Origin of the sequence: Massilia aurea (genome assembly GCF_040790145.1) — a bacterium.
GTDB lineage: Bacteria > Pseudomonadota > Gammaproteobacteria > Burkholderiales > Burkholderiaceae_D > Telluria > Telluria aurea_C.
Map to the genome: position 1 here is coordinate 35,189 of NZ_JBFMMP010000009.1, position 25,025 is coordinate 60,213.

Here is a 25,025-nt window from a genome sequence, read left to right on the forward strand (position 1 = left end):
CTTTAGTTCGACACCTGGCGTTTCAGGTGCTTGTCCAGGAACGCCAGGATCTTCGCGCTGGCCTCGGTCTGGTTTTTCTTCTTCGAGAACCCATGGCCTTCGTCGTCGAACACGATGTACTCGACGTCGACCTTGTTCTTGCGGACCGCTTCCACGATCTCGTCGCTTTCGGGCTTGATCACGCGCGGGTCGTTGGCGCCCTGGATCACCATCAGCGGCTTGATGATGCGGTGCGCGTGGAACAGCGGTGACGTCGCCACCAGAAATTCCTTGTCCTTGACCGGGTCGCCGATCTCGTCGTACAGCGCCTTGCGCTGCGCTTCCCAGTACGGCGGGATGCTCTCGAGCGTGCGCACCCAGTTGCTCACCCCGAAGATATCGATGCCGACCTTGAATGCCTCGGGCCGGAACGCCAGCGCCGCCAGCGTCATGTAGCCGCCGTAACTGCCGCCCATGATGCCAATACGCTCGGGGTCGACGTACGACTGGCTCGCCAGCCACGTCTTCGCTTCGATGCAGTCCCACAGTGGCTCCATGCCGTGCTTGCGGTCGTCGGCGCGGAAGAACGTCTTGCCGTAACCCGAGCTGCCCCGGTTATTGATGCCCAGGACCGCATAACCATGGTTGACGAGGTACTGGATCTGCGCGCTGTAGCCGCGCATCGTCTGCCCGCCCGGCCCGCCGTGCACATAGACCACCGCCGGTACTTTCGCGTTCGGCGCCGCGCCCTTCGGCTTGTAGTAGATCGACGGGATCACGGTGCCGTCGAAGGACTTGAAGCGCACCACTTCGGCCTCCACCAGGTCGTTCGGATCGATGGCCGGGTTCAGGCTGCGCGTGAGCTGGGTGGTTTTCTTGCTGCCGAAGTCGTGCACGTACAGATTGTTCGGCGAGCGGTCGCCATTCAGATAGAACGCCATCAGGCGGCCACTCGCCGAAAATGTCACCTGGCGCATCTCGCCGCCTGGCAGCCTGGGCAGCGAGACCGGTTTGCCGGCGGCGTCGAACACCCGCACGTCGATGCTGCCGTCGCGATTGACGATGCTCACCCGGTTACCGCCATTGCGCGAGTAACTCGTGTCGAGCAGATCCCAGTCGGCCTTCTCGACGTCGCTCGTCACGCCAGTGGCGAGATCGTAGGCGGCGATGCGCGTGAATTCGCCACCGGCGTTGGTCGTGAACAGCAGGCGCTTCGATTGCGGGTCGAACGTGGCGGCCGAATGGCTGGCCGGCTCGGTGTGCGGCGTGATGTGCTTCATCTGGCGCGTGGGCAGGTGGTACACATACACGTCGCTGTCGGACGTGGTGTTGGATTTATCGAAGGCGAGCCAGTTGCCGTCGCGGCTGATGTCCGAGACATTCATGCCGCTCTCGTTCTGGTACACCATCGTGCGCGCGTAACTGGCCGCGTCGTACAGGTAGATGTCGAAGAATTTCGGATCGCGCTCGTTGGTGGCGACATAGAAGCCGCTGCCGTCGGGCTTCCAGCCGGCGAACGATGCCTTGAGTTTGCCGGGCGTGAGATCGCGCTCCTTGCCATCGCGTTCAAGCACGTACAGATGATTCTGCTCGTCGCCGCCGGCGTCGCGCGTAAACAAAATGCGGTCGTCGTTGTAGAAGTAGCCAACGGCGTAGGTCGAATCGCCGGTCGATTTCGTCAGTGCGCGCGGCGTGCCGCCACCGACCGGCAGCGTGTACGCATTGAAGATGCCGGATTCGTTACTGCTGAAGAGGATCTGCTTTTCGTCCTTGCTGAACGAGGCGCCCGTGACCGACGTCGTCGCCATGAACTGCTCGATGGTGTAGCGCTTGACGTTCTTGACCGGCGCTTTTGCCGGCGCTTGCTTGACCTGTGGCGCGACCTGCGCGCCGGCGTGCAACGGTGACAAGGTGGCGCCAACAATGAAGGCGAACAGGGACAATCGGACTGCATGGCGGTACTGGCGCATCGCTTCTCCTCAAGTTGGACTGCACCGATCCAGTGTTTCAAAAGTCTTAACTTATGTCAACTAAGCAGGATCGGTTATGCTCTCGCCATGAACGATCTGGAACTCCTGCGCGCTGCCGCTTTCAAGACCGAACTGGCGGCCAGCCGGCACCTGATGGCGCGCGCGGGCCTGGGCGAGCTCGAGGCGCTGACCCGCACGCTCGCACACAGCGCCGGCCTTGCCGGCCTGGCCCACCTGCTGGCCGAACGCGCGGCGCTGCGCCTGCACACCGCGCAACAGGCGGCCCGCCGCGCAGCCCTGGCCGGCGCCTCGCGCACCCGGGGCGGCGGGGCAAGCCAGGCAGCGTGGCGCGCCTGGTTCGACGGCTCAGCGCGGCCCAACCCGGGGCGCTGCGGCCTGGGCGCGGTGCTCGAAGGGCCCGGCGGCGTGCGCGTCGAACTCTCGCGCGACGGCGGCTATGGCAATAGCAGCGAGGCTGAATACCTGGCCTTGAACGCCGTGCTGAAGGTCGCGGTAGATCACCAGGCGAACGATGTGCTGGTGTGCGGCGACAGCCAGGTCGTGATCGACGACGTGAATGGCCCCGACAGCGCAGGCGCGCCAAGCCTGCGTGCTTATCGCGATGCGGCGCGCGCGCTGCTGGCGCAGCTGCCGCAGGCGCAGCTGCGCTGGATCCCGCGTCACAAGAATTCCCGGGCCGATGCGCTGTCGCAGCGCGCCGTGCCACCACCCTCACCCGAACCGACAATATGCTAGAGCCCACCCCGACCGATTTCGCCGCCTGGCGCACGCAACTCGTCGCCCTGGCGGCGCAGGATGCCGGCACCGACGGCGCCCACGACGGCGCGCACCTCGACCGCGTCTGGCGCAATGCGCAGGCGTTGCTCGACCACCACCCGGAAGCCGACCGCCTGGTGGTGCTGGCCGCCAGCTACCTGCACGACCTGGTCAACCTGCCGAAGAACGATCCGGCGCGCGACCAGGCTTCGCGCCGCTCGGCCGAGCTGGCGCGCACGCTGCTCGCGCCGCTGGGCTTCCCGCTTGACAAACTCGATGCGGTGGCCCATGCCATCGAGGCGCACAGCTTTTCGGCTGCGATTCCCGCCACCACCATCGAGGCGAAGATCGTGCAGGACGCCGACCGCCTCGACGGCCTGGGCCTGGTGGGACTGGCGCGCATGTTCTACATCGCCGGACGCATGGAAAGCGGCCTGGCGCATCCGACCGATCCGCTGGGGAAGGAACGAGAACCAAACGACCGCCGCTACGCGCTCGACCACATCGTCGTCAAGCTCGACAAATTGCCCGGCATGATGCAGACCGAGGCCGCGCGCGCGGTCGGGCGCGAACGCCTCGAGCAGTTGATGACGTTCCGCGCGCAGTTCGCCGCCGAATGGAGCGGAACATAGTCGGGACAGCCTTTCATGACACGGCTATTGCGATGCTAAGATAGGCCACCGCCAACCGCCGAGGTGTCCATGACCAGTTCGACCACCGTGCAGTCAACGCCTCCCGCGGCATCTGGCAACCTCAATTTCGTCCTGGTCTGCGTCTTCATCGACATGCTCGGCATCGGCCTGATCGTACCGGTGCTGCCGCTGCTGGTCGGACAATTCGTCGAGGGCGCCGACATGCGCGCGCTGTGGTACGGCGTGCTGGCCACGGTGTTCGGGCTGTTGCAGTTCCTGTTCATGCCGGCGCTGGGCGCGCTGAGTGACCGCGTCGGCCGCCGGCCGGTGCTGCTCTATTCGATGGGCGGCATGTGCCTGAACTTTCTCGTGACGGCCTGGGCGCCCGGCCTGGCCTGGCTGTTCCTGGGGCGCGTGATCGGCGGCATGTCATCGGCCAGCATGTCGGTGGCCTCGGCCTACGCGTCCGACATCTCCACCCGCGAGAACCGCGCCAAGAGCTTCGGCAAGATCGGCGCCGCCTTCGGCCTGGGCTTCATCTGCGGCCCGATGCTCGGGGGCCTGCTGGGCGAGACCAATCTGCACCTGCCGTTCTACGTCGCCGCCGCGCTGTCGGGCGCGAACCTCGTGTACGGCTACTTCTTCGTGCCCGAATCGCTCCCGGCCGGCCTGCGTCCGCCGTTCGCGTGGGCGCGCCTGAACCCGTTCACCGCCCTGCTGCGCCTCGTGCGGCGCCAGGATATCCGCGGCCTGGTCGTCGTACTGTTCCTGGCCACGTTCGCCCAGATGATGCTGCAATCGACCTGGGTGCTGTACACCACCTTCCGCTTCGACTGGACGCCGCGCGACAATGGCATCGCCCTGTTCTGCGTCGGCCTGTCGTCGGTCGTGGTCCAGGCCGGGCTGCTGGGCATCCTGATCCGGCGCTTCGGCGAGGCGCGCCTGGCCTTGCTCGGCCTGGGCTCCGGCGCCGTGACCTTTGCCGCGTATGGCCTGGCGACGCAAGGCTGGATGATGTACGTCTTCATCCTGTGCAATGTACTGGCCTACGCCGCCGGCCCGGCGCTGCAGGGAATCGTCTCGAAATCCTCGCCGCCGGAACAGCAGGGCGAGTTGATGGGCTCACTGCAATCGATCGGCAGCCTGGGCGTCATCATCACGCCGCTACTCGGCACCGGCATCCTCAGCGCGGTAAGCCACCTGCCGCCGTCCGACTGGCGCGTCGGCAGCAGCTTCTACCTGTGCGCGTTCATGCAAGCGCTCGCGCTGCTCGTCGCCTGGCGCTACTTCCGGCTGCAACACCACAGCCGGTGTCAGGTCTGACATTCGGACACGATCTCAGCTTTAGTGGCTGATTGACAAATTGCTGCATCATCTTGGCGCGGTAGTTTCAATAATCGGCCGGCATCTACTGCTATTGAGAACGGTGGAAACTTCGATAGTGTCGAGGCCGTGTCCGAATGTCAGACCTGACACCGATGTTGCGCCGGTATCCCGAGCGCGGTCAGCCACCTGCCGCCATCCGACTGGCGCGTCGGGAGCAGCTTCTACCTGTGCGCGTTCATGCAGGCGCTCGCACTGTTCGTGGCCTGGCGCTACTTCCGGCTGCAAAACCACAGCCGGTGTCAGGTCTGACATTCGGACACGACCTCAGCTTTAGTGGCCTGATTGACAAATCTCTGCGTCATTTTGGCGCGCTAGTTTTCGATAATCGGCCAGCAGCTGCTGCTGTTGAGGACGGTGGAAACTTCGATAGTGTCGAGGCCGTGTCCGAATGTCAGACCTGACACCGATGTTGTGACACCGATGTTGTGTTGGACACCGATGTTGCCTTCGATCATCGGCCGGCAGCTGCTGCTGTTGAGGACGGTGGAAACTTCGATAGTGTCGAGGCCGTATCCGAATGTCAGACATGACACCTATGTTGTGACACCGATGTTGCGGTCACGCCCGGCACGCGCTTGAGCGCGTCGAGCAGCGAGCGGTCGCCGTAGCGTATCAGCTCATCGCGCCCGACCACGATCCGGGTTGCGGTGTCGTCGCGGCGCGGATCGTACGTGGCGCTGCTGCCCTTGATGTCCACTTGTGCGACGGGCGTGCCCGGGTAGTCCTGCTGCGCGCTGGCCAGGCCAGCGAAGCTAGTCAGCACGAGGCAAGGAAGGGAATGGCGGGATCGGATCGGCGTCATGACAGGTTGCTCTCCTCGTGATGATCAAGCATAGAGAGAATATATGCCCGACACCGGTATAATTTAAACACCATTCAGGAATTCATTATTCCTTCATGGTGAATTTTTATTACTACATTATAGAATTCAGCAGTGCCACTCAACTGCACAAGGATGACCGTCCGCCACTGTAGCGTTGGCTGCGGTACACTCGGCCCGTGCCCGCGACGCGAAACTGAGTTTCCGATCGGCACGCCCGTTATAATGCGCACTTTTCGAAGAAAGGCGACTCGCCGTGTCCCGTCTAAAAGTCTTGCCCCAATATGTGATGCCGAAGCAGGCGATGACCACCCTAGCCGGCCGTGTCGCCGGTCACCGTGGCGGGTCGATGACGACCAGCCTGATCCGTTGGTTCGTGGGCAAATACGGCGTCGACATGAGCGAAGCGGCCAATCCGGACATCGCCAGCTACCCGAGCTTCAATGAATTCTTCACGCGCGCACTGCGCGACGGCGTGCGCCCGCTGGCCCAGGCCGATTATGTGTGCCCGGTCGACGGCGCGATCAGCCAGTTTGGCGACATCGACGACCACCAGATCTTCCAGGCCAAGGGCCACAAGTTCACCACGGCCGAACTGGTCGGCGGCGATCAGTCACTGGCGGCGCACTTCCAGCACGGTCACTTCGCCAACGTCTACCTGAGCCCGAAGGATTACCACCGCATCCACATGCCGTGCGACGGCCGCCTGACGCGCATGATCTACGTGCCGGGCAAGCTGTTTTCGGTGAACCCGACAACGGCGCGCGGCGTGCCGGGGCTGTTCGCGCGCAACGAGCGCGTCGTGTGCGTGTTCGATAGCGACGAGTTCGGGCCGTTCGTGATGACGCTGGTCGGCGCCACCATCGTCGGCAGCATGGCCACCGTGTGGCATGGCGTCGTCAATCCGCCGCGCATGGCGCGCATCTGCGACTGGCATTACGAAGCGGGCCAGGTCACGTTGAAAAAAGGCGACGAGATGGGCCGCTTCCTGCTCGGCTCCACCGTCGTGATGCTGTTCCAGAAGGACGCCATCCGCTTCAATCCGGCCTGGGCGCCGGAAGGCAAGGTGCGCCTGGGCGAAGTGATGGGCAATCGCCCGGCGCGTTAGTCAAACCGCGCTCAGCCCTCGGGCAGCGTCGCTTTCTCCAGTTCGGCCTTTGCCTTGAAGGCCGCCGCGATCTGATCCGGCCCGTGACCGTGGGCCGTGCAGGCCTCTTCCATCATCGCCAGAAACGCGCGTGTCTTGGCCGGCATGAGTTTGCGGCTGGGGAACACCGCCCAGCCGTTTGCCGTGGGCATCTCCCATTCCGGCAGCACCCGCACCAGTTCCCCCGTCTGCATATACGGCTCGGCAAACAGCTTCGAGCTGAGCGCGATGCCCGCGCCGCGCGCCGCGATGCGCGCCAGCAGGTCGGGCGAATTGGCCGTCAGCCGGCTCTGCAGCGCGCGCTCCCAGCGCACCTTCCCGCGAATCAAGGTCCATGGCACCGCACCGCCGCTGCGACTCAGGATGCACAACACGTCGTGCGTGATCAGGTCGTCCGGATTCTCGGGAATGCCGTGGCGTGCCAGGTAGGCGGGCGATGCGTACAGGCCCGGTTGCTCCAGGATGAACGGGCGCGCGCTGAGCGTGGCGTCGTCCGGCAAGTCGCCCATGCGGATGGCGATGTCGAAATTCTCGGCCACCAGGTCAACCCGGCGCGGCGTCAGATCCATCTCGAGCGTCACGGCCGGATAGCGCTCGAGAAAGCGCGCGATCACGTGATTCAGGCTGCTGTTGGCGAAGTCGCCCGGGGCCGAGATGCGCAGCTTGCCGCTCGGCTCGCCCTGGCGGTGCTGGGCCAGCGCGCCAGCCGCCTCGACTTCATCGGCCAGGCGGCGCGCATGCTCGTACAGGCTGGCGCCGAACTCGGTCACCACCAGCTTGCGGGTCGTGCGTTGCAGCAGGCGCTCGCCCAGCGTCGTCTCCAGCAGCGCCAGGCGGCGCGAGACGGTCGACTTCGGCAAGTTGACGCGCTCGGCCGCGCGCGTGAAGCTGCCTGATTCGACGATACGGGCAAAAAGCAGCAGGTCATTCGGTTCGACGTCCATGATTGTCCCATCAGCAGAATAATGTTATCCATTTTACTGGGTTTCGCATTGTTTTTGGAAAGGCTAAAGTAGATCCATCGCTACTCCACTCACACAAGGACCACCACCATGAACATCCTGCACATCACCTCGAGCATCCGCGGCGACGCGTCCGAATCGACCCGCGTGTCGCAACAGATCGTCGACAAGCTGGTCGCCGCCAACCCGGGCGCGACCATTGTGCGCCGTGACCTGGGCGCAGCGCCCCTGCCGCTGCTCGACGGCGCGGCCCTCGGCGCCCTGTTCACCCCGGGCGAGCAGCGCAGCGCCGAGCAAACGGTGCGCGTGGAACAGGACGACGCGCTGATCCTCGAAGCGCAAGCGGCCGACGTGATCGTGCTGGGCGCGCCGATGTACAACTTCGCGATGCCGGTGCAACTGAAAAGCTGGTTCGACGCGGTGCTGCGCGCCGGCGTGACCTTCCGCTATACCGACACCGGCCCGGTCGGCCTGCTGACCAACAAGAAGGTGTATGTCGCCACTGCCCGCGGCGGCGTGTACGACGAAGCGCAGGATCCGCAAGTGCCGCAAATGCGTGCGCTCTTGCGCTTCGTCGGCCTGTCGGACCAGACCTTTATCTATTCGTCAGGCATGGCGATGGGACCGGACGCAGTGGCCGCAGGCCAGGCAGCGGCCAACGCCGCCGTCGAAGCAGCGCTGGCATAACGCCGGTAGCACCCGTAGCACCCGTAGCACCCCGGCCGCTGCAAGGCGGCGCAACCAACAGGAGAGCACCATGAGCACCACCGTCACGCATCCAGTCACCACGTCGCCCCTCGTGAAAACACGCGGCGTCGAGCGCATCATCAACGGACAGTTCGTGATGGACGGCGCAGGCGTACGCATCAACCGCGTGCTCACTGCCCCCCTGCAGCGCCGCCTGGATCCGTTCCTGATGCTCGACGCCTTCGGCAGCGACAAGCCGGGCGACTACATCGCCGGCTTTCCGGAGCACCCGCACCGCGGCTTCGAGACCATCACCTACATGCTGGCAGGGCGCATGCGCCACCGCGACAACGCCGGCAACGAAGGCCTGATCACGGACGGCGGCGTGCAGTGGATGACGGCCGGCCGCGGCGTGATCCACTCCGAAATGCCGGAGCAGAACGCCGGCCTGATGGAAGGTTTCCAGCTGTGGCTCAACCTGCCCGCAAGCGACAAGATGACGGACCCGTGGTACCGCGACATCCCGCTCGAGGAAGTACCGCGCTTCACGCTGGACGATGGCGTGACCGTGCAGGTGATCGCTGGCAGCACGCACGGTGTCGACGGCGCGGTGCAGCGGGCGCATACCGAGCCGCTGTATCTCGACCTCGAGATTCCTGCGGGCGTCACGTACGAGCAGCTGGTGCCAGCCGGGCACAATGCGTTCGTGTACGTGTTTCGCGGCGATGTCGTCATCGATGGCAAGGGCGTGCCGCACACGCGCATGGCGATCCTCGACAACGCGGCCGGTGCCGACGGCGTGCGCATCAAGGCGATCGAGCCCACACGCCTGCTCGTGCTGGCCGGGCGGCCGCTGAACGAGCCAATCGCGCAGTACGGGCCGTTCGTGATGAATACGCAGGCCGAGCTGCTTCAAGCGGTCGAAGACTTCCGCGCCGGGCGTTTCGCCTGATCGCATAATGAACCCATTCCTGCAGGGCGCCCGCAAGCCGCCCTGCAGCCTCCTGTGCGCCGGTGGCAGCCATACGCTACACTCTCGGGATGACACAAGCGCAACACAGCCTGCCATGGCCCTGCTAGACACCTTGGGCGACCTGCTCGCCCGCGCCAGCTACGCCATGGGCCTGGAAAATGCCGACCGCTTCCCGCGCGGCCACGCCTGGCCGCACACCCGCTGGAACAAGGCTTACTTCGACATCCCGTCCGACTACAAGGCCGAGCGGATGGAGTCCATCGTCTGCGCGGCCATCGCCAACACGCCGTATGTGTTCGGCGAGATCCGCAATCCCACCCCGCGCATGCAGCGCGCGCTGCTGGCCATCGTCGAGGCGCGCCTGCGCCGCGCCGATGCGCCGGCCGATCTCGTCGCGCTGCTGATCAAGGCCTACCGGCAGCCGCACACGCCGGACATCGTGCCCGGCCTGCGCGCGACGATCGCGGCCAATGCGGGCTTTGATGCGAACATCCAGGCGCACGCGGTGCTCGCCTATCTGGGCGACGCACCGGCCGGGTTTGGCGTGATCGAGGCACACGGGTAATGCGCAACCCGATGCGCTAGCCTTTCGCCGGCGGCGCCGCTGCCGGCGGCGGGCCGGACGTGGCGGCGGGCGCACTCGTGCGCGCCGCTGTGCCGGCTGCGTCCGCCGGCTTGTCGGCCGGTGGCCTGGGCGTGACCACGGCGGCATTGACAAAGTTTTGTGTCGTCTCGAAGGTCTTGAGCAGGTCTCTGAACAGCGGTTCGACCTGCTCCGGCTTGATCGCCCCATTCAGGTAGAACTGGCAGAGCGCGAACACGCCGGTGCGATACGCATCCAGCGGCGCATTGCGCGATGCCAGCACAGTCACTGCGGTGCCGAAGTCATCCTTGAGCGTCGCGCTCCTGCCTGGCAACGTCAGGCCGGCATCGATGCTGGCTTTCACGCTCGTTGCCGTGTCGGGCGGCGGCTCGGCGCAGAAGCGGGGTTGTGGATGGTCAGGGGCGGCGACAATCACCGTTCGCCGGTCGGCCGATAACGATACCGTTCGGACGACCGTACCGATATCGTCTTCGACGACGGGGCGATTGAAGAAGGTGCCAGCGGTTGCTGCGCAGCCGGCCAGCGCAACCAACATGACGAGCATGGAAAATACACGGAACATGATTGCTCCAGGTGCGACCCCAAGCGTCGCCCGGGTAGTCAGAACGTCTGACTCGTGCGCCGGCCATCGGTGCCGCCCAATGCACCCGGGCTTGCGATCGCACAATCCTCTCGCCGCGCTGTGGTTTCCCGCTAGAATATCGCCACATTTCTCTTTCCGGCCCGACTTCATGACTTCCGCCCGCACCTTCCAGTTCAAATCCATCAACTACACCGGCCTGCAACCCGGCCCGCGCGTCATCATCATGGGCGCGACCCATGGCAACGAGGTATGCGGCACCAAGGCGATCCGGCGCGTGATGGACGAGATCGACAACGGCGCGCTGCACATCGCGGCCGGCAGCGTCACGTTCGTGCCGATCGTCAATCCGCTGGCGTACCAGCAAGTCACGCGCAACGGCGACCGCAACCTGAACCGCGACCTGTTCCCGAAAGCGAACCCGCAAGACTTCGAGGACCAGATCGCCAACTGGCTGTGCCCCCTGCTCGGCCAGCACGACGTGCTGCTCGACATCCATTCGTTCGCGGCCACCGGCGAACCGTTCGTGATGGTTGGTCCGCTCGACAATGACGGCACGCTGCAGCCGTTTCGCCACGCCGAAAAAGAACGCGCCTGGGCGCGCCGCCTGGGCGTGCGCCGTTTCGTCGACGGCTGGCTGGCGACGTATGGCGACGGCGTGCAGCGCCGTAGCCGCAGCGCTGACGAACTGGAAACCGTGCTGCGCTATGGCGTGGGCACGACCGAATACATGCGCAGCACGGGCGGCTACGCACTGACCCTTGAAGCCGGCCAGCACGACGATCCGCAAGCGCCCGACGTGGCCTACCGCGCGATCCTGAACACGCTGGCACACCTGGGCTTGATCGCCGCGCCGGATCCGGTGCCGGTGGACTTCGACGAGATGGAAGCGCTGTCGATGGTTGTCGTGCACGACAAGCTGCATGCGGACGATGCGTTCGCGCGGCCGTGGAAAAGCTTCGATCCGGTGGCCGAAGGTGAACTGATCGGCACCCGCGCCGACGGCACGCCGGTGACGGCCGAATTCGGTGGCCGCATCCTGTTCCCGGCCGCGAGCGCGGCGGCCAATACCGAGTGGTACTACCTCACCCGCCCGAACGCGACGTTCGGGCGCGAACAGGGATAGGCTTACGCTGGCGAGAGCAGCTTGAGCATCACGATGCCACTGATGATCAGGGCGATCGCCAGCAGGCGCAGCGCGCCGCTCGGTTCACCCAGCATCAGCATGCCGAAGATCGCGGTGCCCACGGTGCCGATGCCGGTCCAGACCGCGTAGGCGGTACCCAGCGGCAGATGGCGCAGGGCCAGGCCCAGCATGCCCATGCTGGCCGCCATCGTGGCCAGCGTGATGACCGACGGCCACAGGCGCGTAAACCCCATCGTGTATTTCAGGCCGACAGCCCAGCCGACTTCCAGCAGGCCGGCGATGAATAAATAGATCCAGCTCATGTGGTTCCTCTGGTGATGAAAAATGGCCGCAAGTATAGCACCGGCCCCATGCGCCAACCGCCTGGCCGACCCGACCTGGCAGCAAATCGAGGCCTCGTCTGCAGACATTTCCCGAATATCGTAAGATGACGATATTCGGATCGAAAGATCCCGATATAAGGAGCCCAGCGATGGACATCGACGCGATCCACAAGGCCCTGGCCAACCCCGTGCGGCGCCAGATCCTGCACTGGTTGAAGGATCCGCAGCAGCATTTCAGCGAGCAGGAACATCCGCTCGACATCGGCGTGTGCTGCAAGCTGATCGATCAGCGTACCGGCTTGTCGCAGTCGACCGTCTCGGCGCACCTGGCGACACTGCAGCGCGCGGGCCTGGTGGACACGCGGCGCGTGGGCCAGTGGGTTTTTTATCATCGCAACGAGGATGCCATCGCGGCCTTTCTCGCCCAATTGAACGACGCAATTTAGGAGAACAAATGACTACCATGTTTGATCCGATCAAGGTCGGCGCCCTCGAATGGCCAAACCGCATCGTCATGGCGCCGCTGACCCGTTCGCGCGCCGATGGCGGTGGCCGCGTACCCAATGCCCTGATGGCTGAATACTATGTGCAGCGCGCCTCGGCGGGCCTGATCCTGTCCGAAGCGACGTCCGTCACGCCAATGGGCGTGGGCTATGCCGACACGCCGGGCATCTGGTCCGACGAACAGGTCGAGGGCTGGAAGCTGGTGACCGACGCGGTGCACGCTGCCGGTGGCCGCATCTTCCTGCAATTGTGGCACGTGGGCCGCATCTCGGATCCGTCGTTCCTGGACGGCGAACTGCCGGTGGCCCCATCGGCGATCAAGCCGGACGGCCATGTCAGCCTGCTGCGCCCGAAGCGTGAATACGTCACCCCGCGCGCGCTCGACATCGAAGAAATCCCCGGCATCGTCTCGGCCTACCGCACAGGCGCCGAGAATGCCAAACAGGCCGGCTTCGACGGCGTCGAAATCCACGGCGCCAACGGCTACCTGCTCGACCAGTTCCTGCAAGACTCCACCAACCAGCGCCTTGACGCCTACGGCGGCTCGATCGAGAACCGCGCACGCCTGATGCTGGAAGTGACGGACGCCTGTATCGACGTCTGGGGCGCCGACCGTGTCGGCATGCACCTGGCGCCGGCGCGCGACTCGCACGACATGGGCGATTCGACGCCAGCCGAGACGTTCGGCTATGTGGCGCGCGAACTGGGCCGCCGCAAGATCGCGTTCATCTTCACCCGCGAAGGCCACGGTCCGGATCAACTGGGCCCGATGCTCAAGAAACAATTCGGCGGCGTGTGGATCGCGAACCAGCAGCTGACCAAGGAGAAGGCCGAGGAACTGATCGCCAGCGGCACGGCCGATGCCGTCTCGTGGGGCCAGCTGTTCATCGCCAATCCCGACCTGCCGAAACGCCTGCAACTGGGCGCGCCGCTCAACGAGCCGAATCCGGACACGTTCTACCATCCGGGCGCGACCGGCTACACCGACTATCCGGCGTTGCCGACGGCAGCATAAGTACCGTTTTCGCCGCTGTCTCGTCCGCTTTCGCCGACGAGTTGGCGGCGCCCTTTCGAACAGGACCTGCGGGTCCTGTTTTTTTTGCGTGATGACGCCGTGTTTACGTATATGTACCAAGTACATATGTCTTGAAAAAGGTTCGCCCCGGTGGGTGTCAAGCAGGGAACGTTAATGCTATTCTTGCGCGATTGTTATCGCGCGCACGCTTCGATGCGCCTACCGAGAGAGGATTTTCAGTGATCGTTCCAGCACACCGCGCCATGGCGCTTGCCATTGCATCCGCCATCGCCTTCAGCGGCGCCGTCCACGCTGCGCCGACGGCGCAGGCCGCAGAGGCAGCGAGCACCGCGCGCGCGGAGACGCCGTTCCTGTCGCAGGCCGACGCCTTTGCCCGCTCCGCGCGCGTCTCGAACGTGGACTATGTACTGGCCTTCACGCTCACCGGCAAGGAAACCTTCGCCGGCACCACCACCGTCACGTTCGACCTGAAAGATGCCGACGCCCCCGTCACGCTCGACCTGAAGGACGCCACCGTCAAGTCGGTCAGCGTCAACGGCAAGCCGGTCGCCACGCGCTACAACAAATGGTTCGTCACGCTCGACGCGGCCAGCCTGGCCAAGGGCCGCAACACGGTCGTCATCGACTACGAGCGCCTGCACAGCACCAACGGCGAAGGCCTGCATCGCATGGTCGATCCGGCCGATGGCCGCGTCTACACCTACTCGCACTTCGAGCCGGTCGCCGCGCAGCAGATGTTCGCGGTGTTCGACCAGCCCGACCTGAAGGCCAGCTACACGGTGTCGGTCACCGCGCCGCGCGACTGGCATGTGGTCACCACCACGCGCGAGACGAAGATCGATGACAAGGGCGCGAACCGCCACTGGACGTTCAAGACCACAAAGAGGCTGAGCCCGTACAACTTCTCGCTGCACGCCGGTCCGTACCAAGTGTGGGAAGACAATAGCGGCAAGTACCCGATGCGCCTGTTCGCGCGCCAGTCGCTGGCCAAGCAGGTGGTGCCGGCCGACTGGTTCCGCCAGACCAAGGCCGGCATCGGCTTCTTCGAAGAATACTTCGGCATCGCGTACCCGTTCGAGAAGTACGACCAGCTGATCGTGCCTGACTTCTTGTACGGCGCAATGGAAAACGCCGGCGCGATCACGTTCGCCGAAGCGCGCTACGGCGTCGCCAACATGACGGCCGAACAAAAGCAGTCGATGACCGAAGTGATCATGCACGAGATGGCCCACCAGTGGTTCGGCAACCTGGTGACGATGAAGTGGTGGAACGGCCTGTGGCTGAACGAAAGCTTCGCCTCGTTCATGGGCGTGCTGGCGACCGTGGAAGCGACCGAGTTCAAGGACTCGTGGCAGAAGTTCTACCAGAGCGGCAAGCAGCGCGCCTACATCCAGGACCAGACCGCCAGCACGCACCCGATCGAAGTGCCGGTGCCGTCGTCGAGCAATGCCTTCGACAATATCGACGCGATCACCTATTCGAAAGGCGGCTCCACGCTCAAGCAATTGCGCCACCTGCTGGGCGAGGACGTGTTCCGCAAGGGCGTGCACAATTACCTGGTGAAATACTCGTGGCAAAACGCCACGCTCGACGATTTCATCGGCAGCCTGGGCGAAGCGGCGGGCCGCGACTTGTCGGGCTGGACCAAACAATGGCTGTACAACGCGGGCGTGAACACCATCGCCGCCAACTACAGCTGCAGCGGCGGCAAGATCCGCAACTTCACGCTGACGCAGACGGCGCCCGGCAAAGACCTGCCGACGCTGCGCGAGCAGCGCGTGCAGGTGGGCGCGTTCAAGGTCGACGGCGGCAAACTGACGCTCGTGAAGAACGTCCCGGTCACCTACACCGGCGCCAACACCGCGGTGCCGGACATGAATGGCACGGCCTGCCCTGACCTGGTCTACCCGAACTATCAGGACTGGGGTTATGCCAAGGTCAAGCTGGACCAGCGCTCGTTCGACACGGCGCGCACGAGCCTGGCCAAGGTCGAGGATCCGCTGCTGCGCGCGATGCTGTGGCAAAGCCTGTGGGACGGCGTGCGCGACGCCGAACTGCCGCTGAACGACTTCATCACCGTGGCGCTGAACAACGCACCACAAGAAAAGGATTACACGCTGCTGGGCGACGTGCTGGGCAAGGTGGGCGAGTCGAAGGCGTATCTCGACGCGATGCGGCTGAACAATGCTTATACGCGCGAGACGGGCCTCGCTCTGGAAAAGATGGCGTGGGACGGCGTGCTGGCCAACAAGGGCAACGCCGACTTCCAGCGCCGCTGGTTCAATCAGTATGTGCGCATGGCCAGCAGCCCGGACGCACTGGCGCGCCTGGCCGGCATCCTCGATGGCAAGGTCGATGCCGCCGGCGTGCCTGTCGGCCAGCCACAGCGCTGGGCGATCATCGCGCACCTGAACCAGTACAACCATCCGGGCGCGTTCGAACTGATCGCGCAAGAGTCTGCCCGCGACAAGTCGGACGCCGGCCAGATCGCCGCCGTTGCCGCCACCGTCAGCCGGCCGGACGCCGCCATCAAGACAGACTGGGTCAAGCGCATCGAAGACCAGAAGACGCCATTGCCGTTCTCGCGCATCCGCACCGCGATGGGCAGCATCTTCCCGCCCGAACAAGGCGCCCTCAATGAGCAGGATGCCGACGCCCGCCTGGCACGCCTGCCGCAAGTGGACAAGACCGGTGGCCCGGTCTTCATGCGCGCCTATGCCGGCACGATGATCCCGGCGACCTGCACGCCGCAAAGCGTGGCGCGCCTGACCCTGGCGGCGGCAACGATGACGGACCTGTCGGCGTTCACGCGCCGCACACTGCTCGACACGCTGCAGGACGACCAGCGCTGCGTGGCGATCAAGGGCAAGCTGACCGCGCCGAAAGGCTGATCGGCACATGCTCGCCGACGCGGGCCTGATGCCGCGCCGCACGCCCGGCTGGCCGCTTGCGGTCACGCTGGGCGTGCACCTGCTGCTCGGGTGGTGGTGGTTGCAGGCGACGAGCGTGCGGGTGCTGCCGAGCGCCGCGCCGGTGCAGCGTGAGTTCATCATGGTGGCTGTGCTGGCACCAGTGGCGCCGGCTTTTGCTGCATCTTCTGCTGCATCTTCTTCTGCATCGGCTTCTGCGTCGGCTGCTGCTCCGACGCCTTCTGCTCGCCCTTCTTCTCGCCCTTCTTCTCGCCCTTCTTCTCGCCCTTCTTCTCGCCCTTCTTCTCGCCCTCCTTCTCGCCCTCTTTCGCAGCCTTCATCCGCATCGCCCACATCCGCCGCGCGCAGCAGCGCGCGCACAGCGCCCACGATACCTGCGCCCCCTGCGCCTGCCGTCTTGCCCAGCGCGCCGCAGCCGATCGCGGCAGCGGCAGACCCGAGCGCGGACGCCGCGCCAGCGGCCAGCGCCAACGAATCCACCGCCGATCCGCTGGCCACGGCGCCGACGACAGGGACAATGTCAGCTCGCGACGGCATGCGTGCAGACGACAGCCTGGCCGGCCACGGCAAACGCACGGCAGGCGCCATTGACCACGATCGGCGCAAGGGTAAACTGGCGCCGCTCGGCCCAAGCGACAGCAAGTGGCACCGCTTTGCGCAGGCAGTGGGCAATGCGCGCGTGGACAGGTCGCGCACGCTGACGTCGGAAAGTTACACCGGCCCGGACGGCGTCGTGGTGTACCGTTTCAGGCAAGGTGGCCGCACCTGGTGCCGCACCGGCGGCGACATCAGACCGAGCCCATTCGGCGCCCAGGGGGGCGGCGCGCAATTGTTCGACAAGGCCGGCGGCGGCGGCTTTGTCGGCACCGTCGCTTGCCCGAGCCGGGTTCAGTTCAAACCCGACTGAGCCTTTGGCGGCCCACGCGCGGCCGCGCTGCACAGTTGCGCCACCCGGCGCCAGGCGCCGTCGGCCGCGCAGTCCGCAGGCGGGCGTTCTTGCAGCAAGCTGCCCAGATCGATCGATTGCGCTGAATTGACCGTTACCCCGCGCGCCACCGGCACGCAGACGACATCGTGCCAGGCCGCCGCATAACCAGCGGGCGTGGGCAACGGGCCGCGCTGCTTGACGGCAGCCGCCTCGCACGCGGCCATGCTGGCAAACTGGCCGCGCAGGCTGCTGCTCTCGAGCATGACGTCGAGGTTCGCTTGCAGGTACAGCAGCAAGATCATCGTGAACATGGTTTGCAGCCAATCGCGCTGGTGGGGGGCGCACGCGCCCCTGCCGTAAAATGGCCGGGCTTGCGGCCCGCGCCGCTTACGGAGACTTGATCTTGGACTGGGAATATCCGCAACCGTTCATCTTGCCGGTGACACCGCATGCCGCCGACATCGATGGTTTGAACCACACCAATAATGCGGTGTATGTGCGCTGGTGCGAGCAGGCCGGCTGGGCGCATTCCGACAGCCTCGGCCTGTCGCTCGACGACTACCGGCGCCTCGACCGGGCGATGGCGATCCGGCGCGGCGAATACGATTACCTGTTGCCCACGTTCGTGGGCGAGTCGCTGCACCTGGCCACCTGGCTCGTTGGCGGCGACGGCAAGCTGTCGATGGAACGCCGCTTCCAGCTGGTACGCGACAGCGATGGCGCCACCGTGCTGCGGGGCCGCTGGGACCTGGTCTGCATCGAGCTTTCCAGCGGCCGGCCGCGCCGCATGCCTGCCGCGTTCCTGGACACCTATATGCCAGTAATCGTTACTGCAGGCAAGATCTCGACGTAATGTTGCACAACGGTGCCGCTGGCGCGCCTTGCGCAGGCTCATGAACGAGATTGAGCGAACCGGCATCCCCGCGCCTTTATGCCGTCAGAATGAATACATCACCTGCCCGACCATGAGGCTGCGATGTTCAGGATGTCGTCCACGTGCTTGTCACCACCAGCGTTGCTGTGCCAGCTGGCCTGTGCGCTGGTGCTTGGCATGCTGCTGGCCGGCTGCCGCCTGCGCGACCACGGCGACGAGAAACTGGTGGTCGCCGAACTCGTGCGCACGCACCTGTTCGTGGCCCCGAACGGTTCGGACAGCAATCCCGGCACCCGCACCGAGCCCCTGCGCACGCTGGCACGGGTGGCGCAGGTGGTCGCGCCCGGCACCACGGTGCATGTCGCGCCCGGCATTTATTCCGGGGGCGTGCGCACGACCATCGACGGCACACCCGAGGCGCGCATCGTGTTCCAGAGTACCGAACGCTGGGGTGCCAGAATCGTGCCGCAACTCGATGCGCGCCACAGTGCAGCGTGGAGCAATCGCGGCGACTACGTCGACATCATCGGTTTCGAGATCGATGGCAGCCAGTACCAGAGCGGCATGAAATGGCTGTCCGGGATCTACAACGGCGGCTCGCATAACGGCGTGCTCGGCAATCGCGTGCATCACATCGGCAACGACGTGCCGTGCGAGCCCAGGGGCGGTGCGGGCATCATTGCCGACAGCTACCACAAGGGCGTGGATGTCGCTATCACCGGCAACGAGGTGCACGACATCGGTCCGCCCGGCTGCGCCCGCATGGACGGCATCGGGATCGGCACCGCCGCCAGCGTGCGCAACAATATCGTGTACCGAGTCTCGGGCGCCGGCATCGACCTGTGGCACGATGCCAGTGATGTGACCGTGCGCGGCAATACGGTAGTGGCCAATGGCAGTGGCATTGTCGTGGGCGGCGGCGAGTTCTATCACCGCAAGGAGCCCAACGACAATACCGAGGTCAGCAACAACATCGTGTTCGACAACGGTCATGGCATCCGCGAGCATGGCGCGGTAGGCGCGCACAACCGCTTCATCAACAATCTCGTCTACCAGAACGCGCGCGGCGACTGGGATCTGTCACCGCAGCGCCAGCACACTGGCACGGTCAGCGGGCCGCCGCAGTTTGTCGCCTACCTGCTCGATACCGAGCCCGATCTTCACCTGCAACCGGGTTCGCCCGCCATCGGCCACGGCTTGCCCGGCAACGCAGGCCCGCCTGGCAGCGCCGATATCGGCGCGCTGCCGAAAGTGGCGCCCGAATAGCTCGCCGCCTGGCGCCAGCCGGTCGGCCGCTTACAGAATCTCGTGCACGCGCGTGAACGGGCGGCACAGCCGTACGCCATTCGGCGTCACGACGAACGGCCGCTCGATCAGGATCGGATGCGCGAGCATGGCGTCCAGCAGGGCGTCGTCGCTCGTGCCGGGCTGATCCAGTCCCAGTTCGGCAAATGCCGCCTCCTTGCTGCGCATTGCCGCGCGCACTGTCACCCCGGCATCCTGAATCAGACGGGTCAGCGTGTCACGCGTTGGCGGGTTGACCAGGTAATCGATCACCTGGGGTTCGTGGCCGGCCTCGCGGATGGCGGCCAGGGTATTGCGCGAGGTGCCGCAGCGGGCGTTGTGGTAAATCGTGATAGCCATGCTCATATCAGATGGTGTTCCCTTGTCATGTTGTGGTGAATCGGACAATCACATGATAACCACAGCGCATACCCATCACCACTATTTCGCTTGTCCCCCCTCACCGCTCGGGCTAGAATCGCACGCTTGATTTTCTTGCGCGTAGCCAACTGCAACCGTTGCAATGTACTTACGCCAACCCGGAGACCAGATGAGCGATTACCTGCTGCGCCCTGCAACCCTGCCAACCCTGCGCCAGCGCATCTGCCTGCGCGTGCTGCAGTCGTTTGGCTGGAAGATCTTCTTCAAACCACTGCCAGGGCCGCACGGTATTTGCGTGATCTATCCGCACACGTCCAACTGGGACTTCCCGATTGGCCTGTTGGCAACGTGGGCGATGGGCACGCAGTTCAAGTGGCTGGCCAAGGACACGCTGTTCCGCGGCCCGATGGGGCGCCTGATGCGCTACTGGGGCGGCGTGCCGGTCGACCGCAGCGCGCCGATGGGCGCAACACGGCAACTGGCCGAGACCATGCTCGCGGCGGAATCGTTCTGGATCGGCATCACGCCCGAGGGCACGCGCGCCTACCGTCCCAACTGGAAGAGCGGCTTTTATCACCTGGCAGTCACCGCCAACGTGCCGATGGTGCTGGTGCGGTTCGACTATGGCAAGAAAGAGCTGAGCCTGGTCGACACGATGACGCCGACCGGCGATGTCGAGCGCGACATGGACGCCATTCGCGCCGTCTACGTCGACAGCCAGGCGCTGTACCCGGAAAACGCCGCACCGATCGTGCTGGCGCCGCCGCGCGAAGAACAGCCTGCGCAGCGCAAGCGCGCCTGACGCCGGTCAGCGCTGTGCAGCCGGCCCTGCAGCCGGCCCTGCGACCGCAGCAGATGCGGCAGCCGGCGTCCCCGCTGCACGCGAGCTCGCCAATTGGGCCCACGCGATGGCCGCGCTGAGGAACACCTCGCCATTGAGTTTGGCCAGCAAATCGCTTTCCTTGAGCCGGTCCATCACCGGTCCCTTCACTTCGGCCAGGTGCAGCAGCACGCCACGCTGGCGCAGTGAACTGTTCAGCTCCTCCAGGCCGAACAGCGCCGACGTATCGATCGCATTGACCGCCGACAGCACCAGCACCAGGTGATGCGTGCCGCCATGGGCGACCAGTTCTTCGTCGATGCGTTCATTGACGGCATCGACGTTGCCGAAGAACAGACCGGCATCGACCCGCAGCATCAGCAGCCCCGGCGTGGTCTCGGCCGGGTAGCGGTCGACATTGCGGAAGTGCTCGGTGCCGTGAATACGGCCGAGCACTGCGATGTGCGGCCGGCTGGCGCGCCAGATCAACGCCCCCATCGACAGCGCCACGCCCACCACCACACCGGCCTCGACACCCAGAACCAGCACGCCGCCGGCCGTGGCCAGCAGCGCCAGCGCGTCGGCGCGGTCGTAGCGCCAGGCGGTGCGCAGCGTCGACAGGTCGAGCATGCCGAGCACGGCGACGATGATCGTCGCTGCGAGCGTGGGTAGCGGCAGCAGCGCCAGCCAGCCGGTGGGCAGCACGAGGGCCAGCGCCAGCAGCCCCGCCGTGATCATGCTGGCCAGCTGGGTATTGGCGCCGGCCGCGAAATTCACGGCCGAGCGCGACATGCTGCCGGTGACCGGAAAACCGCCCGTGAGCGCGCTGCCGACATTGGCCGCGCCCAGGCCCACCAGTTCGCGGTTGCTGACCAGTTTTTCGCCGCCGCGCTTGAGCGCCAGCGCCTGCGCGCCCGACATGCTGATCAAGAACACCATGAAACCGATCAGCAGCGCCGGTTGCAGCAAGGCGCGCCAGTGCTGCGACGATGTCGCCAGGTTCAGGCCCGGCAACCCGGTCGGCACGGCGCCGGTGGTGGCCACACCCATCTGCGCGAGGCCAAACCCGTGCACGAGCGCCATCGCCCCCAGCACGACGACGATCGGCGCCAGCTTGGCCCCCACGTCGGCCGCCGCCAGCGACAGGTTCAACCGCCGCAGCAACGGCGCGAGATGGCTGCGCGCAGCCAGCAGCAGCGCGAGCGAGCCGACGCCCAGCCAGATGCTCGGCCAGTGCGGCGACATGTCGATGTCGATGGCGCCGCCCACCAGCGTGCGCAACTGCCCCCACGCGATCACGATGGCCGAGCCGATCGTGAACCCGCTCATCACGGGCCGCGAGAAGAAATTGGCGAGAAAGCCGATGCGCAGCAGTCCGCACAGCAGCAGCACGAGGCCCGACATGAGGGCCAGTTGCGCCGCCAGCACGCCATACAGCGCGCTGCCGGGCGTGGCCAGCGGCGCCAGCGTGGACGCCGTCATCAGGGAGATGATCGCCATCGGTCCGACCGATTGCGTGGTGCTGGTGCCGAACAGCGCATACAGCAGGGGCGGGACGATGCTGGCGTAGATACCGACCGCCGGCGGCAGGCCCGCCACCAGCGCGTAGGCCATGCCCTGCGGGATCATCATCATCGCCACCACGATGCCGGCGCTGATATCGCCCGGCAGCGCGGCGCGCCGGTACGGGCGCAACCACTCAAGCATGGAACTTACCTGGCCGGGAGGGCCGGCTGTGAAAAGAGCGCTAGCGTAGCATAGTTACCAGGCCAGGCCGAGCCGGCGGATGGAAGCATCAACCGGCCAGCGCCACCAGCCACACGCCCGCCGCGCCGATCGCCGCGCCCAGCGGCCGGCGCAGGCGCCCGGTCGGCACGGCGCCCAGCAGCATCAGGCCGAGGCTGGCCATCATGAAGCCGGCGCCGCTGGCCATGCCAGTGAGCTCGTTGCCATGCGCCAGGCCATGCACGAAAGCGCAGGCGCCGACGGTCAGCACCGCCACCTGCGGCGGCACGCGCTGCTGCAGCCGCGGCGCGCAGGCCGCCAGCACGCCCAGCAGCAGCACGGTGGCGGCGATCGACAGTTCCAGCGCCGGCAAGTGCACGCCGCCACTGCTGGCCGCGCCCAGCGCCATCATCACGAGGAAGGTCGGCGCCAGCACATGGCCGTGCTGTTGCTGGCGGCTCCACAGGCCCACCGCGAGCAGCGCCAGCAAGTGGTCGATGCCCGTCATGGGATGCAGCAGGCCGCTCACGAAGCCGCTCTCGGGGCCGTGCCCGGGATGCGCAGCGGCCGGCAACGCCAACAGCAGACCGGTGGCGGCCACGCCTGCACGGGCCAGGTGGTTGGCGATGGCGAGGCGCCCTGCCTTGCATGATGTGTTCATGGTTGTCTCCTCATGGTTGTCTCCTGTCGATTACTGGTGCGGCGCATCGAGCAAACCCTGTTCGCGAATGAACGCGACCACTTCCGGCACGCCCTCGCCCGTGCGCATATTCGTAAACACGAATGGCCGCTCGCCGCGCTGGCGGCGCGCATCGCTCGCCATGACCGACAGATCGGCGCCGACGTGCGGCGCCAGATCGGTCTTGTTGATGATCAAAAGGTCCGAGCGCGTGATGCCCGGCCCGCCCTTGCGCGGGATCTTCTCGCCGCCGGCCACGTCGATCACGTACAGCGTCAGGTCGGACAGCTCCGGGCTGAAGGTCGCCGCCAGGTTATCCCCGCCGGATTCGACCAGCACCAGTTCCAGCGCGGGAAAGTCGGCCTGCAGCCGCGCGATGGCTTCCAGGTTGATCGACGCGTCTTCGCGGATCGCCGTGTGCGGACAGCCGCCCGTCTCCACGCCCATCAGTCGCTCGGGCGCGAGCGCGCCGGCGCGCAGCAGGATGTCCATGTCTTCGCGCGTGTAGATATCGTTGGTGATCACGGCCATGTCGTAGTCGTCGCGCATGTGGCGGCACAGCAGCTCGCACAGCGCGGTCTTGCCCGAGCCGACCGGGCCGCCGATGCCGACCCGCAGCGGATTGGATGTAGTCATCGTGGTTCCTCTATCTTCAACGGTGGTCACGACCTGTATAGCCGGCCGTGCTGGACTTCGTGGCGCATCGACAGCATCGACAGGCCCGGCGCCCAGTTCGATAATTCGTCGTCGGGCAAACTGCGCGCCAGGTACGCAGCGCGCTCGATCTCTGGCCGCAGCGACAGCAGCAGGCGCTGGCCGGCCACCTGCCCCAGCGGCACCGACTTGACGCACACCAGCACCTGGTTCTCGACCCAGGCGAACAGCATCGCCAGCAGCGCTTCTTCGTGCGGGATGTCCAGGCCATCGACGGCGCAGGCAAAGGCGAGGGGCAGCGTGACGTCCTCGCCCAGACTGCCCGTGTCGGCCACGCCCAACTCTGCAATCAGGCGGCCCAGCGAATAGCCCATCTGGACCGACTCGGCGCGCAGTTCGGCCGTGTCGCGCGAGGCCAGGAAACACTGGCCCCATTGCGTGACCGCATCCGCATCGCGCGCGGCAAACGCGCCGAGCAAGCGCCACAACACGGGCGCATCCCAGCGCGCCACCACTTCATCGAGGCAGCGCGCGATCCATGCGCGGGCGCTGCCGGCGTCGCGCACCAGGCCTTCTTCGAGCGCTGTTTCCAGGCCCTGCGAATAGCTGTAGCCGCCGATCGGCAAGGCCGGGCTGGCAAACTGCAGCAGGTGCAGCAGGCTGGCCGCGTTCATGCGGGATCCGGCTCGATCGGCACGACGTCGGACGGCCGATGAATCTTCTGGCGCAGCGGCACCGGCGCCAGCAGGCCGCCCGGGCCATGCTCATGATGGTGACCATGCCCGCCACCATGTCCTCCACCATACGCGCCCGCCTCCGGCTCGAACTTGGCCAGTTCTTCCTCGACGACGGCGCCCAGCCCTTCGACCATCTCGCGCAGCACCGGATCGACGCGGATGCGCAGCCAGCCAATGCCCACCTGGGTCTGCGTGTGGCGGTTCCCCAGGTGAAAGGCGCAGCGCGCCAGCAGCGTCGCGTCCGGGCAGCGCACGACATAGGTCGGCTCCAGCGCGGCCTGTACGCGCACCACGCGCCCGCCTTCGCCCAGCAGCAGGTCGCCGTCGCGCAGCACGGTGCCGCGCACGAGGAACATCGCGACTTCTTCGCCCGAGGCGAGGCGCGCCCGCTGGCGGCAGCGCTCCCGCTGTTCGAACGGCAGCACCAGCGTGTCATGCACGACGTCGGCAGCGGGAATGCAGGTATGCAGGGAAATCATGGTGGGC

27 protein-coding genes and 1 pseudogene are annotated in these 25,025 nt (G+C 65.8%); 15 read left to right on the forward strand and 13 right to left on the reverse strand.

From position 1 onward, the window contains the following. Positions 1–2 precede the first annotated feature (2 nt). Complete coding sequence (locus AB2N08_RS14015; protein WP_367611272.1) at positions 3–1,949, reverse strand: S9 family peptidase; 1,947 nt, start codon at positions 1,947–1,949, stop codon at positions 3–5. 87 nt (positions 1,950–2,036) lie between these two features. Here AB2N08_RS14015 and AB2N08_RS14020 point away from each other — a divergent pair, with 87 nt between their 5' ends. The 3 genes from AB2N08_RS14020 (at position 2,037) to AB2N08_RS14030 (ending at position 4,681) form a co-directional block, all read left to right on the forward strand. Then, positions 2,037–2,705 carry a ribonuclease HI family protein gene (locus tag AB2N08_RS14020; protein WP_367611273.1) on the forward strand — a complete coding sequence of 223 codons (669 nt, stop codon included), beginning with the start codon at positions 2,037–2,039 and terminating at the stop codon, positions 2,703–2,705. Continuing rightward, entirely contained in the window at positions 2,699–3,358 is a 660-nt protein-coding gene (locus tag AB2N08_RS14025) for an HD domain-containing protein (RefSeq protein WP_367611274.1), read from the forward strand. The genes AB2N08_RS14020 and AB2N08_RS14025 overlap by 7 nt, the downstream gene beginning before the upstream one ends. 69 nt (positions 3,359–3,427) lie before the next feature. Continuing rightward, the gene (locus tag AB2N08_RS14030; RefSeq protein WP_367611275.1) at positions 3,428–4,681 is read left to right on the forward strand and encodes a TCR/Tet family MFS transporter; all 1,254 of its coding nucleotides are present in this window, start codon (positions 3,428–3,430) and stop codon (positions 4,679–4,681) included. A gap of 583 nt (positions 4,682–5,264) precedes the next feature. Here the strand turns inward: AB2N08_RS14030 and AB2N08_RS14035 are convergent. Further along, positions 5,265–5,546 (reverse strand): hypothetical protein, encoded by a 282-nt coding sequence (locus AB2N08_RS14035; RefSeq protein ID WP_367611276.1) that lies wholly within the window; start codon positions 5,544–5,546, stop codon positions 5,265–5,267. Positions 5,547–5,868: 322 nt separating this feature from the next. Between AB2N08_RS14035 and asd the strand changes: the two genes are divergently transcribed. Further along, positions 5,869–6,672, forward strand: coding sequence for an archaetidylserine decarboxylase (gene asd / locus AB2N08_RS14040; RefSeq protein WP_367611277.1), 804 nt, complete (start codon positions 5,869–5,871; stop codon positions 6,670–6,672). 11 nt (positions 6,673–6,683) lie between these two features. Here the strand turns inward: asd and AB2N08_RS14045 are convergent, their stop codons facing one another. Beyond that, positions 6,684–7,655, reverse strand: a complete 972-nt coding sequence (locus tag AB2N08_RS14045) for a LysR family transcriptional regulator (protein ID WP_367611278.1) — start codon at positions 7,653–7,655, stop codon at positions 6,684–6,686. 108 nt (positions 7,656–7,763) lie between these two features. On the opposite strand from AB2N08_RS14045, the gene AB2N08_RS14050 reads away from it, so the two are divergent. The 3 genes from AB2N08_RS14050 to AB2N08_RS14060 all read left to right on the forward strand — a co-directional run bounded on the left by AB2N08_RS14050 (position 7,764) and on the right by AB2N08_RS14060 (position 9,898). After that, positions 7,764–8,360, forward strand: coding sequence for an FMN-dependent NADH-azoreductase (locus AB2N08_RS14050; protein WP_367611279.1), 597 nt, complete (start codon positions 7,764–7,766; stop codon positions 8,358–8,360). Positions 8,361–8,430: 70 nt separating this feature from the next. Beyond that, positions 8,431–9,312, forward strand: a complete 882-nt coding sequence (locus AB2N08_RS14055) for a pirin family protein (protein WP_367611280.1) — start codon at positions 8,431–8,433, stop codon at positions 9,310–9,312. A gap of 115 nt (positions 9,313–9,427) precedes the next feature. Beyond that, positions 9,428–9,898, forward strand: coding sequence for a hypothetical protein (locus AB2N08_RS14060; protein WP_367611281.1), 471 nt, complete (start codon positions 9,428–9,430; stop codon positions 9,896–9,898). Between the two features lie 16 nt (positions 9,899–9,914). Here the strand turns inward: AB2N08_RS14060 and AB2N08_RS14065 are convergent, their stop codons facing one another. Continuing rightward, positions 9,915–10,499: a hypothetical protein gene (locus tag AB2N08_RS14065; RefSeq protein WP_367611282.1), complete on the reverse strand. Its 585-nt coding sequence runs from the start codon at positions 10,497–10,499 to the stop codon at positions 9,915–9,917. A 169-nt stretch (positions 10,500–10,668) separates the two neighbouring features. On the opposite strand from AB2N08_RS14065, the gene AB2N08_RS14070 reads away from it, so the two are divergent. Beyond that, the gene (locus tag AB2N08_RS14070) at positions 10,669–11,643 is read left to right on the forward strand and encodes a succinylglutamate desuccinylase/aspartoacylase family protein (RefSeq protein ID WP_367611283.1); all 975 of its coding nucleotides are present in this window, start codon (positions 10,669–10,671) and stop codon (positions 11,641–11,643) included. 2 nt (positions 11,644–11,645) lie between these two features. Here the strand turns inward: AB2N08_RS14070 and sugE are convergent, their stop codons facing one another. Then, the gene (sugE, locus tag AB2N08_RS14075; protein WP_367611284.1) at positions 11,646–11,966 is read right to left on the reverse strand and encodes a quaternary ammonium compound efflux SMR transporter SugE; all 321 of its coding nucleotides are present in this window, start codon (positions 11,964–11,966) and stop codon (positions 11,646–11,648) included. Between the two features lie 170 nt (positions 11,967–12,136). On the opposite strand from sugE, the gene AB2N08_RS14080 reads away from it, so the two are divergent. The 3 genes from AB2N08_RS14080 to pepN all read left to right on the forward strand — a co-directional run bounded on the left by AB2N08_RS14080 (position 12,137) and on the right by pepN (position 16,418). Further along, positions 12,137–12,433 carry an ArsR/SmtB family transcription factor gene (locus tag AB2N08_RS14080; protein WP_367611285.1) on the forward strand — a complete coding sequence of 99 codons (297 nt, stop codon included), beginning with the start codon at positions 12,137–12,139 and terminating at the stop codon, positions 12,431–12,433. A gap of 8 nt (positions 12,434–12,441) precedes the next feature. Continuing rightward, the gene (locus AB2N08_RS14085) at positions 12,442–13,506 is read left to right on the forward strand and encodes an alkene reductase (protein WP_367611286.1); all 1,065 of its coding nucleotides are present in this window, start codon (positions 12,442–12,444) and stop codon (positions 13,504–13,506) included. A 239-nt stretch (positions 13,507–13,745) separates the two neighbouring features. Next, positions 13,746–16,418 carry an aminopeptidase N gene (pepN, locus tag AB2N08_RS14090; protein ID WP_367611287.1) on the forward strand — a complete coding sequence of 891 codons (2,673 nt, stop codon included), beginning with the start codon at positions 13,746–13,748 and terminating at the stop codon, positions 16,416–16,418. 158 nt (positions 16,419–16,576) lie between these two features. Here pepN and AB2N08_RS14095 read toward each other — a convergent pair whose 3' ends face one another. After that, positions 16,577–16,783, reverse strand: coding sequence for a hypothetical protein (locus AB2N08_RS14095; protein WP_367611288.1), 207 nt, complete (start codon positions 16,781–16,783; stop codon positions 16,577–16,579). A 71-nt stretch (positions 16,784–16,854) separates the two neighbouring features. Here AB2N08_RS14095 and AB2N08_RS14100 point away from each other — a divergent pair, with 71 nt between their 5' ends. Next, positions 16,855–17,364, forward strand: a complete 510-nt coding sequence (locus AB2N08_RS14100) for a hypothetical protein (RefSeq protein WP_367611289.1) — start codon at positions 16,855–16,857, stop codon at positions 17,362–17,364. On the opposite strand, the gene AB2N08_RS14105 is transcribed toward AB2N08_RS14100, so the two are convergent. Further along, positions 17,346–17,696: a hypothetical protein gene (locus AB2N08_RS14105; protein WP_367611290.1), complete on the reverse strand. Its 351-nt coding sequence runs from the start codon at positions 17,694–17,696 to the stop codon at positions 17,346–17,348. The genes AB2N08_RS14100 and AB2N08_RS14105 overlap by 19 nt on opposite strands. Positions 17,697–17,788: 92 nt before the next feature. On the opposite strand from AB2N08_RS14105, the gene AB2N08_RS14110 reads away from it, so the two are divergent. Beyond that, positions 17,789–18,238, forward strand: coding sequence for an acyl-CoA thioesterase (locus tag AB2N08_RS14110; RefSeq protein WP_367611291.1), 450 nt, complete (start codon positions 17,789–17,791; stop codon positions 18,236–18,238). Between the two features lie 147 nt (positions 18,239–18,385). Continuing rightward, positions 18,386–19,525, forward strand: coding sequence for a right-handed parallel beta-helix repeat-containing protein (locus AB2N08_RS14115; protein WP_367611292.1), 1,140 nt, complete (start codon positions 18,386–18,388; stop codon positions 19,523–19,525). A gap of 33 nt (positions 19,526–19,558) precedes the next feature. Here the strand turns inward: AB2N08_RS14115 and arsC are convergent. Beyond that, positions 19,559–19,903, reverse strand: a pseudogene (gene arsC, locus AB2N08_RS14120) (arsenate reductase (glutaredoxin)); the annotation flags it as partial. 190 nt (positions 19,904–20,093) lie between these two features. Here arsC and AB2N08_RS14125 point away from each other — a divergent pair. Further along, the gene (locus tag AB2N08_RS14125) at positions 20,094–20,726 is read left to right on the forward strand and encodes a 1-acyl-sn-glycerol-3-phosphate acyltransferase (protein ID WP_367611293.1); all 633 of its coding nucleotides are present in this window, start codon (positions 20,094–20,096) and stop codon (positions 20,724–20,726) included. 6 nt (positions 20,727–20,732) lie between these two features. Here the strand turns inward: AB2N08_RS14125 and AB2N08_RS14130 are convergent, their stop codons facing one another. From AB2N08_RS14130 to ureE, 5 genes are all read right to left on the reverse strand, one after another. Then, positions 20,733–22,451, reverse strand: a complete 1,719-nt coding sequence (locus tag AB2N08_RS14130) for a SulP family inorganic anion transporter (protein ID WP_367611294.1) — start codon at positions 22,449–22,451, stop codon at positions 20,733–20,735. Positions 22,452–22,539: 88 nt separating this feature from the next. After that, entirely contained in the window at positions 22,540–23,130 is a 591-nt protein-coding gene (locus AB2N08_RS14135; protein WP_367611295.1) for a HupE/UreJ family protein, read from the reverse strand. Between the two features lie 30 nt (positions 23,131–23,160). Further along, positions 23,161–23,784: an urease accessory protein UreG gene (ureG, locus tag AB2N08_RS14140; RefSeq protein ID WP_367611296.1), complete on the reverse strand. Its 624-nt coding sequence runs from the start codon at positions 23,782–23,784 to the stop codon at positions 23,161–23,163. Positions 23,785–23,810: 26 nt separating this feature from the next. Further along, positions 23,811–24,476 (reverse strand): urease accessory protein UreF, encoded by a 666-nt coding sequence (locus AB2N08_RS14145; protein WP_367611297.1) that lies wholly within the window; start codon positions 24,474–24,476, stop codon positions 23,811–23,813. Continuing rightward, positions 24,473–25,018 (reverse strand): urease accessory protein UreE, encoded by a 546-nt coding sequence (gene ureE / locus AB2N08_RS14150; RefSeq protein ID WP_367611298.1) that lies wholly within the window; start codon positions 25,016–25,018, stop codon positions 24,473–24,475. The genes AB2N08_RS14145 and ureE overlap by 4 nt, the downstream gene beginning before the upstream one ends. Positions 25,019–25,025 lie beyond the last annotated feature (7 nt).